Source organism: Serratia proteamaculans, assembly GCF_949794035.1.
Taxonomy (GTDB): domain Bacteria; phylum Pseudomonadota; class Gammaproteobacteria; order Enterobacterales; family Enterobacteriaceae; genus Serratia; species Serratia proteamaculans.
Genome location: NZ_OX461105.1, coordinates 4,034,659 through 4,049,116 on the forward strand (window position 1 = coordinate 4,034,659; position 14,458 = coordinate 4,049,116).

Sequence of the window (14,458 nt, forward strand, 5' to 3'; positions counted from 1 at the left end):
TCTATTGTTTCTCCTTGCTATCAGGATTTCATTACTATCGTTTTTACAGCTTCAATCACCGCTTTTTACTACGCCGGTGAATAAATCTCCCCTATGGTTTTTATTGTCGGTGTATGAAGAAGCTAATCAGGAGACAATCATGACTGATATTGCGCAGTTGTTAGGAAAGGAAGCGGAAGACCTGTTGCAACACCGCTGTACTACCATCCCTGCTGAGAATCTGTACCTGCCGGGCGCCGACTTTGTCGACCGGATCATGATCGATAATAACCGTCCCAACACCGTTCTGCGTTCGATGCAAAGCCTGCTTAACCACGGCCGTCTGGCCGGCACCGGTTACCTGTCGATTCTGCCGGTTGACCAGGGGATTGAGCACTCCGCCGGCGCGTCTTTCGCCGCCAACCCACTGTACTTTGACCCGAAAAATATCGTTGAACTGGCCATTGAGGCCGGCTGTAACTGCGTCGCCTCCACTTACGGCGTGCTGGCTTCGGTATCGCGCCGCTATGCCCACAAAATTCCGTTCCTGGTCAAACTGAACCATAACGAAACCCTGAGCTATCCAACCCAATACGACCAGACCCTGTATGCCAGCGTCGAACAGGCTTTCAACATGGGTGCCGTCGCGGTCGGTGCCACCATTTACTTTGGTTCCGAACAGTCACGCCGCCAGATTGAAGAGATCTCGAGCGCCTTCGAGCGCGCCCACGAACTGGGTATGGTCACCGTGCTGTGGGCTTATCTGCGTAATCCGGCGTTTACTAAAGACGGTGTGGATTATCATTCCAGCGCCGATCTCACCGGCCAGGCCAACCATATTGCCGCCACCATCGGCGCCGATATCGTTAAGCAGAAAATGGCGGAAAACAACGGCGGCTACCGCGCGGTGAAATTCGGTTATACCGACGACCGCGTCTACAGCAAGCTGACCACCGATCACCCGATCGATCTGGTGCGTTACCAGTTGGCCAACTGCTATATGGGCCGTGCCGGGTTGATTAACTCCGGCGGGGCCGCCGGTGAAAACGATCTGCAGGAATCGGTGCGCACCGCGGTCATCAACAAGCGCGCAGGTGGCATGGGGCTGATTCTGGGGCGTAAGGCGTTCAAGAAATCGATGAAAGAAGGTGTTGCGCTGATCAACGCGGTTCAGGACACCTATCTGGATAAGAAAGTCACCATCGCCTGATCCCGTCGCTCGCAAAATCTGTTACCTCCAGCCCGGTTCGCCGGGCTTTTTTATGCCTTTAATCTGCTGCCATCTTCCTCCTTGCCTAACGGCTACCGCGCTTTAATGTTATTTTTCTTTCATAATTAACTTTCACAATAAAATATTTATCTTTCAAACTGTGATCTATTTAAAACAAATTAATCCATAAAGTGATTAGTGTAAGGCCCATGGCGACAGAGCCGCCGTTCGCTCCAGGCCATACCTTCCATCTCAGGAGAACAATAATGATTGAGCTAATCACCCACGGCGCCGAATGGTTTATCGGCCTGTTTCAGAAAGGCGGTGAAGTGTTTGTCGGCATGGTGACCGGCATTTTACCTTTGTTAATCAGCTTGTTGGTCATTATGAACGCGCTGATCAAATTTGTTGGCCAGGAACGTATCGAACGCTTGGCGCAGCGCTGTGCGGGGAACCCGGTTTCACGCTATCTGCTGCTGCCGCTGATCGGCACCTTTGTGTTTTGCAACCCGATGACCCTCAGCCTCGGTCGCTTTATGCCCGAGAAATACAAACCCAGCTACTACGCGGCGGCGTCCTACAGCTGCCACTCGATGAATGGCCTGTTCCCGCATATCAACCCCGGCGAACTGTTCGTTTACCTCGGGATCGCCAGTGGCCTAACTACCCTCGGCCTGCCGCTGGGGCCACTGGCGGTGAGCTATTTCCTGGTCGGGCTGTTTACCAACTTTTTCCGCGGTTGGGTAACCGATCTCACCACCAGCCTGTTCGAACGCAAGATGGGCATCCGCCTGGACCGTCAGGTACAACTTTAATTCGTGGAGTACAGCATGAGTGCTTATATCCGTATTGAGAAAGGCGCCAGCGGCTGGGGTGGCCCGTTGCAGTTACCGATCGAGCCGGGAAAAAAAGTGGTGTACATCACTGCCGGTACCCGCCCGTCGATCGTCGATCGGCTTAGCGAACTGACCGGCTGGCCAGCCGTCGACGGCTTTAAGGAAGGCGAACCGCCGGCCGATGAAATTGGCGTCATGGTGATCGACTGTGGCGGCACCCTGCGCTGCGGCCTGTACCCTAAACGCCGTATTCCGACGGTCAATATCCACGCTACCGGCCAATCTGGCCCGCTGGCGAAATTTATCCTCGAGGATATTTATGTCTCCGGGGTACGCGATAGCAACATCAGCCGGGTGGAATCGGCAACGGAGACAGCGCAAGCAGCCCCCGCCCCGCAACCCAAGGGACGGGATTACGACACCAGCAAAAAAATCACCGAACAGAGCGACGGCTTGTTGGCGAAAGTCGGCATGGGTATGGGATCGGTGGTGGCGGTGTTCTTCCAGTCTGGCCGCGACACCATCGACACGGTACTGAAAACCATTCTGCCGTTTATGGCGTTCGTCTCGGCACTGATCGGCATCATCATGGCCTCCGGCCTGGGGGATTTTATCGCCCACGGCCTGACGCCATTGGCCAGCAGCCCGATTGGCCTGGTGACGCTGGCGCTGATTTGTTCTTTCCCACTGCTGTCGCCATTCCTCGGCCCTGGCGCGGTGATCGCCCAGGTGATTGGCGTGCTGGTCGGGGTGCAAATCGGTCTGGGTCATATCCCACCGCAGCTGGCGCTGCCCGCCCTGTTCGCGATTAACGCGCAGGCCGCCTGTGACTTTATTCCGGTAGGTCTGTCATTGGCAGAAGCCAAGCAGGACACGGTGCGGGTCGGTGTGCCTTCGGTCTTGGTCGGGCGTTTCCTGACCGGCGCACCTACGGTGCTGATCGCCTGGGCCGCCTCAGCCTTCATCTACCAATAACTTTTACTTACTGCCAGGGGCTAGCTATGAACACCATTTTCCAAACCACCATCACCCAGATTGGCGACAGTGCCCGCGATGCATTGCTGGACGACATGCTGATCACCTTCCGTGAGGGGGCACCGGCAGACATCGAAGAGTTTTGCTTCATCCACCGGCACGGCAATACCCTCGGCGAACTGCAGACCGGCGGCTGGATGGAGCTGGCGGAGCAGCGTTATCCGATTACCGCCGTTGGCGAGGTCGCCAGCCAAAACCTGCGTGAACTGGGCCACCTTACCGTACGTTTTGACGGGGAAAATCAGGCCGAATTCCCCGGTTCTATCCACGTAGCCGGTGCCACACCGGTTGATATCCCGTTAGGCAGTACGCTGAAATTTATCGCATAAGGAGTAGACCATGTCTGAAGTAGCTGTAGTGATTGGCGGAGGCCAAACATTAGGTGCATTTTTGTGCCTGGGACTGGCGCAGGCGGGTTACCGCGTAGCGGTAGCCGATTTAAACGCGGATAACGCCCGACAGGTGGCGCAGCAGATTAACGACCAATACGGCGCAGGCTGCGCACAGGGTTTCCAGGCCGATGCCACCAATGAACAGAGCGTCATTGCCCTGGCGGCGGCAGTGGATAGCCAATTTGGCCAGGCCAATCTGCTGGTGTACAGCGCCGGTATCGCCAAGGCCGCGCCGATCACCGATTTTCCGTTAGGGGATTTCGATCGTTCGTTGCAGGTCAATCTGGTGGGCTATTTCCTCTGCGCCCGCGAGTTTTCCCGCCTGATGATCCGCGACGGCGTTGCCGGGCGCATCATTCAGATCAACTCCAAGTCCGGCAAGGTCGGGAGCAAGCACAACTCGGGTTACAGCGCCGCCAAGTTCGGCGGGGTCGGGCTGACCCAGTCACTGGCGCTCGATCTGGCGGAATACGGCATTACCGTGCATTCGCTGATGCTCGGTAACCTGCTGAAGTCGCCCATGTTCCAGTCACTGCTGCCGCAGTACGCACAAAAACTGGGGATTGCGCCGGATGAAGTTGAAAAATATTACACCGATAAGGTGCCGTTGAAACGCGGTTGTGATTACCAGGACGTGCTGAATACCCTGCTGTTTTACGCCAGCGATAAAGCGTCTTATTGCACGGGCCAGTCGATTAACATCACCGGCGGTCAGGTAATGTTCTGATTGGGTTACGCCTCCCTCTCCGTCTGGAGAGGGAAAATAAACAGGAGACACTATGACCCAGGCATTGATCATCTTCGCCGTACTGGCCTGGCTGCTGCAAATCGCGCTCGGTTGGTGGCAGCTCCAGCGTTTCAACCGTGCCTTCGACGGCCTGTGCCAACTGGGCCGCGTCGGTGTCGGACGTTCTGGCGGGCGCTTCCGGCCACGGGTGGTGCTGGCGTTGGCCTTCGACACCGAACAACGGGTCTGCGGTAGCATGTTGATGCGCGGCCTGACCATTTTTGCCCAACCCCGGTCGATCGCCCGGCTGCATGGCCTGCACCAGCGGGATCTGCGCCCGGATGTGATCTTCCCCGAGGATCGCGCATGCCAGACTGCACTATCGTTAGCGATTGCCCCTAAATCATGATATTTTCACATTAAAAGACATTACCTTTCATGTTGAATTATTCACTGAAGGGAAATGCTCAACTCTTGTGAACAGGACGGGCTATGAAACCAAAGCAGCGACAGGCCGCTATCCTTGAATATCTGCAGCGACATGGCAAAACGGCAGTGGATGCCCTGGCGGCACATTTCGCCACCACCGGCACCACCATTCGTAAAGATCTTACCCTGCTGGAAGACGAAGGCGAGGTGATCCGCACCTACGGCGGCGTGGTGCTCAGCCGCGACGATGGCGACCAGCCCATCGACCGCAAAACTCACATCAATACCGAAAAGAAACGTCAGATCGCCTACGCCGCCATTAAGCTGATCAACGACGGCGACTCGCTGATTTTCGATGCCGGCAGCACGGTGCTGCAAATGGTGCCGCATCTGGCGCAGTTCAATAACATCACGGTGATGACCAACAGCCTGCATATCGTTAATGCGCTGGTGGAGCTGGATAACGACCAGACCATCCTGATGCCCGGCGGCACTTACCGCAAAAAATCGGCGTCCTTCCACGGCAGCCTGGCCGAATCGGCTTTCCAGCAGTTCAGCTTCGACAAGCTGTTTATCGGTGCGGACGGCGTGGATCTTAACGCCGGTGTCACCACCTTTAACGAAGTGCATAACGTCAGCAAGGCGATGTGTGAAGCCGCCAGCCGTATTATCCTGCTGGTGGATTCGTCAAAATTTGGCCGCAAAAGCCCGAACGTGGTCTGCGACCTGAGCGCCGTAGACACGCTGATCACCGATAAAAACATCAACCCGGATTACCTCGCCGCGCTACAAGCGAAAGGGATCAATATCATTCTGGTAGGAGATTTTGATGAGTAACGCCGCTGCCCTGCTGGCCTTTGCCCGCGAAACGCTGGAAATTGAGTTGACCGAAGCACAACGCCTGCTGGCGCGACTGGACGACAACTTCGTCTGCGCCTGCGAACTGCTGCTGAACTGTCGCGGCAAGGCGGTGATTTCCGGCATCGGTAAATCCGGTCATATTGGTAAAAAAATTGCCGCCTCGCTGGCCAGTACCGGCACCCCGTCCTTCTTCGTCCACCCGGCGGAGGCACTGCACGGCGATCTCGGCATGATCGGTGCCGACGACGTGGTGGTGTTTATCTCCTACTCCGGCCGCGCCAAAGAACTGGATCTGATCCTGCCGCTACTGGCGGAGAATAACATCCCGGTGATCGCTATTACCGGTGGCAAAGAGTCACCGCTGGCACAGGCGGCGGCCTGCATGCTGGACATCAGCGTTGAGCGTGAGGCTTGCCCGATGGGGCTAGCACCGACCTCCAGTGCGGTCAATACGCTGATGATGGGCGACGCACTGGCAATGGCGCTGATGCGTCAACGCGGTTTCAACGCCGAAGACTTTGCCCGCTCGCATCCGGGCGGCAGCCTGGGCGCACGCCTGCTGAACCGGGTACATCACCTGATGCGCACGGGCGATCGCCTGCCGCAGGTCAGTGAAAATGCCAACGTGATGGAAGCGATGCTCGAACTGAGTCGCACCGGGCTGGGGTTAGTGCCGGTGTGTGACGCACAGCAGAAAGTGGTGGGGGTGTTTACCGACGGCGACCTGCGCCGCTGGCTGGTGAAAGGCAATAGCCTGCAGGATGCATTAAGCCCGGCGATCACCCGGCCCGGCTACCGTTTGCCGGAACAATGGCGCGCCGGAGAAGCACTGGAAGCGTTGCACGAACAGCACATTAGCGCCGCGCCGGTGGTCAATCTGGATGGCGTACTGGTGGGCGCGATCAACCTGCACGACCTGCATCAGGCCGGTATCGGCTGACCGCATTAACTAATGCTTGCCCGTTTGTCCCCTCTCCTTTGGGTGAGGGGATACGTACGACGCTAAAGTCCGCTTATTTCCAGTCCGGATTATTCTCGAACTGTTGTTTCAGCAGCGCCTTCATGTCCTCATCCGGCTTGCCCAACCATTGGTATTTGGCGTATTTCTTCGGATGATCAACCGCTTCCGGCTTATTCGCCACTTCAACGCGCACCGCCCAGGCCTGCGACTTGTCTTCTTTAAACGCCACCATCATAAAGTTGTTGGCACAGTCATGGGGCTTGCACACATTGCCCACCAAATAATCCTGGCCCTTCCAGCTCAGGCTTTGCGCCGGGGTTGACGTCCCTACCCCTTTGCGCGCCCAGCCCGGCAAACGGGCCTGCCCCTTCACCATGTTCTGCCAACTGGCCTGATAACCCGGCTGCTGGATCACGTCCGAAGTGGTGACAATCTGTTGGGCGAAGCTGCCCACGCTGAAGCTGAGTAACGCGCCGAAGATGGCGCCGCGAAGTGCGTTTTGTCCTGTCATGCCCTTCTCCCTTGATTGAATTCGATCGCACCCGGCCAAAACCGGGCCTGAATCTAGTCAGACCACAGCACGGCTAAAAAGTTGACTCACCACCAGGCGTGAAAATGATGCACCGGCCCGATGCCGTGCCCCACTTCCAGCGTATCGGCCTGCTGCAAGGCTTTTTGCAGATAATCCTTGGCGGCAGCGACCGTACCTGCCCAGTCGTCGTGGCGCGGACGCAGCGCGGCCAATGCGGCAGACAGCGTGCAGCCGGTGCCGTGCGTATGGCGGGTCGCTACGCGCGGTGCAGTAAAGCGTTGCTCCTGCCCCACACTGAACAGCCAGTCCGGGCTTTCACTTTCACTCAGATGGCCGCCCTTCATCAGTACCGCCTGGCAGCCCATCGCCAACAGTGCCCGTCCCTGTTCACGCATCTGGCTTTCGTTTTCCGCCGGGGCACATTCCAGCAGGGCCGCCGCTTCCGGCAGGTTCGGCGTGATGATCGACACCAGCGGCAACAGCTCGCGGCGAATCGACTCCACCGCCTCCGGTGCCAGCAAAGGATCACCGCTTTTCGCCAGCATCACCGTATCCAGCACCACAAACGACGGCTGATAGTGACGTAAACGCTCCGCCACCGCCTGCACAATGTCGGCGTTGGCCAGCATACCAATCTTGGTGCTGTCGATACGCAGATCGCTGAACACGGAATCAAGTTGAGCGGCGACAAAGGCCGGTTCGATGTTATACACCGACTGCACGCCGCGGGTGTTTTGTGCCACCAGCGCGGTGATCACGGAGGCGCCATAGGCCCCCAGCGCAGAGAAAGCTTTCAGGTCGGCCTGGATACCGGCCCCGCCGCTCGGATCGGTCCCGGCGATGGTCAACGCGTTAATCCGTTTCATTGCAGGTCCTCCGGGCGCAGTTGATATAGGGCATCGAGAAATGCCGGGGTAAAACTGCCCGGCCCGGCGGCACGGCGCGTGGCCCGCTCACCGCAAAGCGACATCACCCGGCAGGCGGTGGCAACGTTGTCCAGTCGATCGCCCGGCAGGCTGCAAAATGCCGCCACCACCGCCGAAAGCGCACAACCGGTGCCCACCACTCGCGTCATCAGCACGTCCCCTCCGGCGACCGCCCAGTCACGCTGGCCGTCGGTGATATAATCCACCACGCCGGTCACTGCTACTATCGCCCCGCTGAGCCGCGCCAGTTCACGCGCCGCCGGTAACGCCGCCAGTGAATCGTCAGCGCTGTCGACGCCGCGACCGTTCGCCTGCATGCCACTCAGCGCCATGATCTCAGAGGCATTGCCGCGAATTGCCGCCGGCTTTTCCCCCAGCAAACGCTGGGCAAATGCAGTGCGGTACACCAGCCCGCCAACGGCGACCGGATCCAGCGTCCAGGGGGTGCCCGCCGCATTGGCAGCCTCTACCGCGGCCAGCATGGATTCGGCCCGCGAGGCATTGAGGGTGCCGATATTAACCAGCAAAGCATCCGCCAGCCGGCTGAACTGCGCCGCTTCGGTCGGTTCCACCACCATCGCCGGGGAAGCGCCGAGCGCCAGCAACACGTTAGCCGTCAGTTCCTGCACCACTTCGTTGGTCAGGCAATGAATCAAGGGGGGTTGGCGTTTAAATTGGGTCAAACAAGCCGCGGCGTGAGCGCCGGGTAAAGCATCAGGTCGAGCGAACATATTCCTCCCAACCGGCGTTCAAGAAGGCGGGTACCGGTGGGGGCACCGAGACTTCCCTACGCTGGCATAATCCAGATCAGGTAATACGGGTAAAATCTCAGCCCCTAGAGGCACCCCGAGTCAAGACGGCCATTATTGGGGTTGCCGCCGGTGAGGTCAATCGCGCTATAGTGTCAAAAAATAAAAAGGAGACGCCATGCAAATAAGAAAATACCAGGAGGCCGACCGTCCGTTCCTGCGCACCCTGTATCTGGCATCGCGCAAAGCGGCGTTCCCCTGGCGTGATACCGAAGATTACCGACTGGAAGATTTCGATCGTTCGACACTGGGCGAGGATATTTGGGTGGCGGAAGAAAAAGGGAAGCGACTGGGGTTTGTCTCGATTTATCGTCAGGATAACTTTATTCACAATCTGTATGTCGACCCTCACCTGCCGCCCCTGGGCGTCGGCAGCGCGCTGTTGCAGGCAGCGGAGCAGACGTTTACCGCCACCGGCTCGCTGAAATGTCTGGTCAAGAATGAGAAGGCGCTGGCGTTTTACCATAAACACGGCTGGCGGACGATCACCACCGGCAATGACGGCGCGGAAGACTATTACCTGATGCACTCGCCGACCAAGTAAGGGCACGGCGTGTTGTACCGTGCCCATCCATAGTCCCCAACTCAGGCGGCAGAAACCGCCGGGGTCAATTTGCCGCGTGCGCGGATATTTCTGACCAACAGCCCCGACACGATGATCCCGGCGCAGGCAAACATGCCCATCAGGCCGAAGACAATCTTGTAGCCGGTTAGCCCGGGGAAAGCATCGAGAATGTGGCCGTACAGGCTGAAGCAAAACATTGCCGGGGCGTAACCGATAAAACTGCCTAGCGCCATCGCCGCACCGGTGTGTTCCTCATCAATCCCCGCCTCACCGATCGGTGCGAAGAACACCGCACGTTGGGTAAAGACCACCGCACCAAATCCCAGCGTACAGGCCATGCCCAGATAGACCGGCATTTGCTCATGCGGCAACAGGATCAATAATGCCAGCGCAACGGCGCTGATAATAAAGGTATAGAATAAATACTTGCTGGGGGATTTTAATACTTTGTCCGCAATCAAACCGCCAATCGGCCCACCCACCATTTTTAGGCAATACTGATTAATGATCCCGTAGGCCCCAACCAGTGCAATCGGTAATGCATAGACATGGCTCAGGAAAGGAATAAAGAACGTCAGCCCACAATACACCGCATAAACACAGAAAACGCTGAAGGCAATCAGCCAGACCGTTTTATTTTTTAATACGCTACTCATGCCCGGTTTTTTATCAACCGCCACTGCGCTTTGTGAAGTTGTTTTTCCCTCCGGGCTTTCCTTCATCACCAACAAAATAATAATCCCCACGATAATGGCGATCGCCGAATAAAACAGTATCCCAACTTTGAAACCAAGGTAGCCGCTGCCAAAGGCGGTAAACAATGCCAGTGCGGAAAACGCCACCACGGTATCCACCACGCCACGTCCGGTTTCGAAGAAGCCGAACAGCCGCCCCTGCTGGGTATTATCCCCCAGCATACTCACCGATTTGAGCAGCACCGGCCAGTTCAGCATGTCGCAGGTGACGCCAAACAGGGCCCAGACAAACAGAATGCCCCAGTAGCCCGGCATGCTGGACAGGTAAATACCGAGTAAACCGGTGGCGATCAGTGAAAACGACATGGTAAAGCGGCGCGGCAGACGATCGGAGAAATAAATCGATAAGAAGAAGCCAATGGTGGTCACAATCGAGTTGACCGACATGGCGTTACCAATTTCGCCATTGCTCAGGTGGAAATATTCTTGCATCGGCACATAAAAAGCATCCTTAAGGGAAGGCAATTTATATATTGTCCCGCCACATAAGACCAACAAACTAAATAGCGCCCATCTTTTTTTAGTCAGCATCATTCCCTCACAGCCAATAGATAATTAAGCGGTGTTGTGACCTCGGTGACGGGACGAGCACATCTCCACATCAGCGAGAATATGTAATTTATAAATTTCGTTATTATATTATGCCGGGGTTAGCCGTTCCCGGGCTTGCTGCGTCAAACTGTTAATAATGGTGCGAACATGGTGAATTTGATTTAAAGCATCCTGAGACTCTTTTTTCAGTCGTTCTTCCAACCCTTGCTCCGGTAACGCGGTTTCACTCATTTCGCGCCATGGAATAGGCGGGTTATCGCCCTCATCGGTGAAACGAAACGGCGGCGCGTAATAATCCACTTCTTCTTCCAGCCCATAAGCGGTGACCTGCGGCCGCTCGTCGCCCAAACAAATTAGCCCCAGCAACAGTTCGCGGAAGGGTAAGTCCCCCTGCCCGGAAATGCAGGCCCGGTGCCCCATGCCCTTCTTCTCACGCACAATCAGCGCATCCTTGATATGTACCTGCGTGATTTCCCCGGCCATTGTCGCCAATGCCGACAGCGGCTCTTCGTTGGCGTTAATCATGTTGGCGAAATCGAACAACAGGGAAAGTTGAGGAAACTCCGCCGCCCGAACCAGGCTAACCAGTTCATGGCTCTTGAGATCTTCGTGCTGTTCCAGTGTAAAGCTCAGACCCGAGTGCTGATAACGCTGCTTGATGTACTGAATATCTGCCGCGATACGCGCTAACACCTCCTGCAATGGCCCCTGATAGCGCGGATAAAAGCGCACCGAACTGGCACCGGATTTAAGGGCAATATTCACCGCCTGATCGATAGTCTGCGAGTCGGAGGCGCTGGTTTCGATATGAATATCCAGCCCATAGCGCTGCGCCTGCTCACCAAACTTGCGTAAGCGGGCATCATCGGCGTGGCAAAGCGCCTGACTTTCTCCGTCTAACACGTGCACTTTCACGCCGCGCAACTGCTGCTGATGAGCAATGGTCAGCAAATCCTCAGGCAGGATTTTCTCCATGCGCATATTGAGATGAAAAGCGTAGGCATGCAGGTAAAGGGGCAAATTCTGCGCCCGCAGAAGGACTTTCTCCGCAGTTAAGCGATCCATGGTGTTCACCTATAAGTTAATGAAAAAATCCACCGACTCGAAGCGCCAGTATTCGATATCCACCTGTACGATACGGCGTTGGGCATCGGCACGATGCTTCTCTACCAGAATCGACGGCGTGCTGGCGTTGCCGCCCATCACCTTGCAGGCATCGCCAGATAATCGGGTAGGTTTAAACGCCAAGTGACGGGTATGAGTGGGGGTGCCGTAGGCGTTTTCCCACACTTCGGCAAATGAGTTCTCACCCAGACGTTCGATAAAGTCGGGAGCCACCAGCGGATTGATATAGGTTTCGTGATAAAACACGATGTGATTATCCAGCGCCCCCCAGCCACAGATCTGGTAGATCTCTGCTCCTTCACTCACCTGCAGTAAATCGCCAATAGCCGCCGGTGCCGTCAAGACCCGCTCCTTGGTCATATAGCCCCAGGAAGGAAAACGCCCCTGCTCAATGGCTGCCTGTTTGAAGCTGGTAGACGAGTTGGGGTTGTAGTTAAACCGCGGCAGTGCCGCAAACCAACCCCGGCGATCCTTGCGGAATATTCTCGACTCGCTTTCCAGGAACAGCAGCGCCTGACGTAGCGTCATGCGTTTAATGTTCAGCAATTCCCCCAGTTCTCGCTCCGAAGGAAGCTTGTCACCGGGGGCTATCGCGCCCTGACTCAGCCAGTCATTAAGCCTTTGCTTGGCCAGTTCAACGGTGGAGTTGTTTTCCATAGCTCACTCAATTGGTTTAAACCAGATTACACAACAGTATCGCGGTGAATTATGACAAACAATGGGGGTACTGAATTTTATATGTGACTCCTGTCCCAGAACCGAAAGGATGCCGGTTAATGCGTCGTGCCTGAGGCTGGCATCGCACGCAGCGTCAGCCCCCAGAACAACAGAGCGACCAGGCTGACACCCGCCCCCAGCCAGCACACGCCAGACCAGCCCGCCAGGGCAAATACGTGGGTGCTGGCAAAGGCACCCAGCCCACTGCCCACCGCGTAAAACAGCATATAACAGCCGACTAACCGGCTATGGGCCTGCGGATGTGCGCTGAAAATTAGGCTCTGATTCAGCACATGAATGGCCTGCCCCGCCAGATCGAGCAGCACTATGCCCACAATCAGCCACCCCAACCCGTTACTCAGCATGCCGAGTGGTAACCAGGCCAACACCAGTAACAACAGACAAACCCCGCTCGCCACCTGCCCCAAACCGCGATCGGCCAGATGCCCAGCCCGTACCGCCGCCAGTGCGCCCACCGCCCCCACCAAACCAAACGCGCCAATCACCGAATGTGAAAAATTAAACGGCGCCTGACTGAGTGGCAGAACCAGTGCACTCCAGAAAATACTGAATGCTGCAAACATCAGCAGCGCCAGCATGCCGCGGATCTGTAGCGTACGGTCGCGCCACAGCAGCGTCAGCATTGATCGCAACAGCGCCGGGTAACTGAGCGTTGATGGCGGCGTACGTGGTGCAGGCAACAGACGCGCCAATATCGGCAACAGGATCAAGGTTACCGCCGCCGAGAAGAAGTAAACCGCTCGCCAGCCGCCCAAATCCGCCAGTGCGCCGGAAAGCGTACGCGCCAACAGCAGGCCGAGCACGACCCCGGCTTGTGCTGCCCCCACTACCCGCCCCCGCTCATGCGGCGCCGCCAACGTGGCAGCAAAGGCGATCAATCCCTGAGTCATGGCCGTGCCCAGCAGCCCGACCAACAGCATGCCGAACAGTAATAACAGGCTGCTGTTCGCCCAGCCGACCACGCACAATGCGGCAATCAACAGCAGTTGCTGCACCGCCAGCAGCCGGTGGCGATTAACCCGATCGCCCAACGGCACCACCAGCAACAGTGCCAAAGCACAACCTAACTGGGTAACGGTGATCACCATGCCCACCGATGCCAGGCTGATATTAAAATCCTGGGCAATGGCGTCCAGCAGCGGCTGAGCGTAATAGACATTTGCCACGCTAAAAGCGCTGGCCCCCGCCAGCAACAGCACCAACGCCGCAGGCATCCGGCTCAGCGATCCCCCCGGCGATACACAAATCGGATCCAGCATTTTGTCACTCATCATTCGCCCCAAAGTGGTTTCATTATTAAACCCAATGAACTTTACGCATGGTGGTTTTATAATGCAACCCGATCCCGCTGCAGGAATTGAAAACCGTGAAACGTAAAAGTCTGGAAGATGCACAGTGCCCGGTGGCACGTACGCTGGATGTGATTGGTGACTGGTGGTCGCTGCTGATTGTGCGCGACGCCTTCGACGGCGTGCGCCGTTTCAGCGAATTTCAAAAGGGACTGGGGATGGCGAAGAATATCCTCTCTACCCGGCTGCGCACCCTGGTGGCACACGGCATTTTGGAGATTGCACCCGCCTCGGACGGCAGCGCCTATCAGGAATATATTCTCACCGACAAAGGGCGTGCCCTGTTCCCGGTGATTGTCGGCCTGCGCCAATGGGGTGAGGATTATCTGTTTGACGCGTCAGAGGCGAAATCAACGCTGGTCGAAAGCGACAGCGGCCAGCCGATACCGCGCATGACGCCGACCGGCAGCACCGGGCAAACTCTTACGCCGCTGAATACTTTGGTGGTGAAGGTCGGTGATGAATGAAATCGTGTGAGTAGGGGTCCGCTTGGAAAACGGAATCTATGGTCACTCCCGTTTTTGCAACACCGATTTTGACGACAAGTTGGCTTGCTTGAATCTATCCGGCGTCTGAATGGGATTTTATTCCCGCGCCTTGATGAGTTCCGCGCCTGATGAACCTCCAGAAAATATACGGCTTCAATGAGCCTTTCCGTTTTACAGGTTCCTCAACAG

17 protein-coding genes and 1 riboswitch are annotated in these 14,458 nt (G+C 56.7%); of the genes, 10 read left to right on the top strand and 7 right to left on the bottom strand.

The features are described from left to right. Positions 1-139 precede the first annotated feature (139 nt). The 8 genes from fbaB (at position 140) to gutQ (ending at position 6,409) form a co-directional block, all read left to right on the top strand. Positions 140-1,189, top strand: a complete 1,050-nt coding sequence (gene fbaB, locus QOT07_RS18775) for a class I fructose-bisphosphate aldolase (RefSeq protein ID WP_099062625.1) — start codon at positions 140-142, stop codon at positions 1,187-1,189. Between the two features lie 266 nt (positions 1,190-1,455). Further along, complete coding sequence (gene srlA / locus QOT07_RS18780) at positions 1,456-2,004, top strand: PTS glucitol/sorbitol transporter subunit IIC (protein WP_004941528.1); 549 nt, start codon at positions 1,456-1,458, stop codon at positions 2,002-2,004. Between the two features lie 15 nt (positions 2,005-2,019). Beyond that, entirely contained in the window at positions 2,020-3,000 is a 981-nt protein-coding gene (gene srlE / locus QOT07_RS18785; protein WP_129936420.1) for a PTS glucitol/sorbitol transporter subunit IIB, read from the top strand. 26 nt (positions 3,001-3,026) lie between these two features. Next, positions 3,027-3,389, top strand: a complete 363-nt coding sequence (srlB, locus tag QOT07_RS18790; RefSeq protein WP_261416919.1) for a PTS glucitol/sorbitol transporter subunit IIA — start codon at positions 3,027-3,029, stop codon at positions 3,387-3,389. Positions 3,390-3,399: 10 nt separating this feature from the next. Then, positions 3,400-4,179 carry a sorbitol-6-phosphate dehydrogenase gene (gene srlD / locus QOT07_RS18795; protein ID WP_099062628.1) on the top strand — a complete coding sequence of 260 codons (780 nt, stop codon included), beginning with the start codon at positions 3,400-3,402 and terminating at the stop codon, positions 4,177-4,179. A 52-nt stretch (positions 4,180-4,231) separates the two neighbouring features. After that, positions 4,232-4,588, top strand: a complete 357-nt coding sequence (gene gutM, locus QOT07_RS18800) for a transcriptional regulator GutM (protein ID WP_207979897.1) — start codon at positions 4,232-4,234, stop codon at positions 4,586-4,588. 83 nt (positions 4,589-4,671) lie between these two features. After that, on the top strand, positions 4,672-5,445 hold the full coding sequence (gene srlR, locus QOT07_RS18805; RefSeq protein WP_099062630.1) for a glucitol operon DNA-binding transcriptional repressor SrlR: 774 nt from the start codon (positions 4,672-4,674) through the stop codon (positions 5,443-5,445). Next, positions 5,438-6,409 carry an arabinose-5-phosphate isomerase GutQ gene (gene gutQ, locus QOT07_RS18810; RefSeq protein ID WP_112348647.1) on the top strand — a complete coding sequence of 324 codons (972 nt, stop codon included), beginning with the start codon at positions 5,438-5,440 and terminating at the stop codon, positions 6,407-6,409. The genes srlR and gutQ overlap by 8 nt, the downstream gene beginning before the upstream one ends. A gap of 73 nt (positions 6,410-6,482) precedes the next feature. On the opposite strand, the gene QOT07_RS18815 is transcribed toward gutQ, so the two are convergent. From QOT07_RS18815 to thiM, 3 genes are all read right to left on the bottom strand, one after another. Beyond that, positions 6,483-6,941, bottom strand: coding sequence for an inhibitor of vertebrate lysozyme family protein (locus QOT07_RS18815; protein ID WP_099062632.1), 459 nt, complete (start codon positions 6,939-6,941; stop codon positions 6,483-6,485). A gap of 86 nt (positions 6,942-7,027) precedes the next feature. After that, positions 7,028-7,828: a bifunctional hydroxymethylpyrimidine kinase/phosphomethylpyrimidine kinase gene (gene thiD / locus QOT07_RS18820; protein ID WP_099062633.1), complete on the bottom strand. Its 801-nt coding sequence runs from the start codon at positions 7,826-7,828 to the stop codon at positions 7,028-7,030. After that, positions 7,825-8,619, bottom strand: a complete 795-nt coding sequence (thiM, locus tag QOT07_RS18825) for a hydroxyethylthiazole kinase (RefSeq protein WP_283603733.1) — start codon at positions 8,617-8,619, stop codon at positions 7,825-7,827. The genes thiD and thiM overlap by 4 nt, the downstream gene beginning before the upstream one ends. A 36-nt stretch (positions 8,620-8,655) precedes the next feature. Further along, positions 8,656-8,747: riboswitch (TPP riboswitch) on the bottom strand. Between the two features lie 68 nt (positions 8,748-8,815). On the opposite strand from thiM, the gene QOT07_RS18830 reads away from it, so the two are divergent. Continuing rightward, positions 8,816-9,241: a GNAT family N-acetyltransferase gene (locus QOT07_RS18830; protein ID WP_283603734.1), complete on the top strand. Its 426-nt coding sequence runs from the start codon at positions 8,816-8,818 to the stop codon at positions 9,239-9,241. 41 nt (positions 9,242-9,282) lie between these two features. On the opposite strand, the gene QOT07_RS18835 is transcribed toward QOT07_RS18830, so the two are convergent. The 4 genes from QOT07_RS18835 to QOT07_RS18850 form a co-directional block, all read right to left on the bottom strand. Continuing rightward, positions 9,283-10,548, bottom strand: coding sequence for an MFS transporter (locus tag QOT07_RS18835; RefSeq protein ID WP_283604393.1), 1,266 nt, complete (start codon positions 10,546-10,548; stop codon positions 9,283-9,285). A gap of 108 nt (positions 10,549-10,656) precedes the next feature. Then, complete coding sequence (locus tag QOT07_RS18840; protein WP_085118207.1) at positions 10,657-11,634, bottom strand: sugar phosphate isomerase/epimerase family protein; 978 nt, start codon at positions 11,632-11,634, stop codon at positions 10,657-10,659. A gap of 9 nt (positions 11,635-11,643) precedes the next feature. Beyond that, positions 11,644-12,351, bottom strand: a complete 708-nt coding sequence (locus QOT07_RS18845; RefSeq protein ID WP_261416926.1) for a GntR family transcriptional regulator — start codon at positions 12,349-12,351, stop codon at positions 11,644-11,646. A 116-nt stretch (positions 12,352-12,467) separates the two neighbouring features. Beyond that, entirely contained in the window at positions 12,468-13,703 is a 1,236-nt protein-coding gene (locus tag QOT07_RS18850) for an MFS transporter (RefSeq protein WP_283604394.1), read from the bottom strand. A 95-nt stretch (positions 13,704-13,798) separates the two neighbouring features. On the opposite strand from QOT07_RS18850, the gene QOT07_RS18855 reads away from it, so the two are divergent. Next, entirely contained in the window at positions 13,799-14,248 is a 450-nt protein-coding gene (locus tag QOT07_RS18855) for a winged helix-turn-helix transcriptional regulator (RefSeq protein ID WP_099062764.1), read from the top strand. The last annotated feature ends 210 nt before the right edge of the window (positions 14,249-14,458 follow it).

Excerpts from the sequence above, each read along its gene's own strand:
- srlE (WP_129936420.1), top strand. The coding sequence starts at position 2,020 with ATGAGTGCTTATATCCGTATTGAGAAAGGCGCCAGCGGCTGGGGTGGC.
- fbaB (WP_099062625.1), top strand. The coding sequence starts at position 140 with ATGACTGATATTGCGCAGTTGTTAGGAAAGGAAGCGGAAGACCTGTTG.
- QOT07_RS18815 (WP_099062632.1), bottom strand. The coding sequence starts at position 6,941 with ATGACAGGACAAAACGCACTTCGCGGCGCCATCTTCGGCGCGTTACTC.
- QOT07_RS18850 (WP_283604394.1), bottom strand. The coding sequence starts at position 13,703 with ATGAGTGACAAAATGCTGGATCCGATTTGTGTATCGCCGGGGGGATCG.
- srlA (WP_004941528.1), top strand. The coding sequence starts at position 1,456 with ATGATTGAGCTAATCACCCACGGCGCCGAATGGTTTATCGGCCTGTTT.
- QOT07_RS18835 (WP_283604393.1), bottom strand. The coding sequence starts at position 10,548 with ATGCTGACTAAAAAAAGATGGGCGCTATTTAGTTTGTTGGTCTTATGT.
- QOT07_RS18830 (WP_283603734.1), top strand. The coding sequence starts at position 8,816 with ATGCAAATAAGAAAATACCAGGAGGCCGACCGTCCGTTCCTGCGCACC.
- thiD (WP_099062633.1), bottom strand. The coding sequence starts at position 7,828 with ATGAAACGGATTAACGCGTTGACCATCGCCGGGACCGATCCGAGCGGC.
- srlD (WP_099062628.1), top strand. The coding sequence starts at position 3,400 with ATGTCTGAAGTAGCTGTAGTGATTGGCGGAGGCCAAACATTAGGTGCA.
- QOT07_RS18840 (WP_085118207.1), bottom strand. The coding sequence starts at position 11,634 with ATGGATCGCTTAACTGCGGAGAAAGTCCTTCTGCGGGCGCAGAATTTG.
- thiM (WP_283603733.1), bottom strand. The coding sequence starts at position 8,619 with ATGTTCGCTCGACCTGATGCTTTACCCGGCGCTCACGCCGCGGCTTGT.
- gutQ (WP_112348647.1), top strand. The coding sequence starts at position 5,438 with ATGAGTAACGCCGCTGCCCTGCTGGCCTTTGCCCGCGAAACGCTGGAA.
- gutM (WP_207979897.1), top strand. The coding sequence starts at position 4,232 with ATGACCCAGGCATTGATCATCTTCGCCGTACTGGCCTGGCTGCTGCAA.
- srlB (WP_261416919.1), top strand. The coding sequence starts at position 3,027 with ATGAACACCATTTTCCAAACCACCATCACCCAGATTGGCGACAGTGCC.
- QOT07_RS18845 (WP_261416926.1), bottom strand. The coding sequence starts at position 12,351 with ATGGAAAACAACTCCACCGTTGAACTGGCCAAGCAAAGGCTTAATGAC.
- srlR (WP_099062630.1), top strand. The coding sequence starts at position 4,672 with ATGAAACCAAAGCAGCGACAGGCCGCTATCCTTGAATATCTGCAGCGA.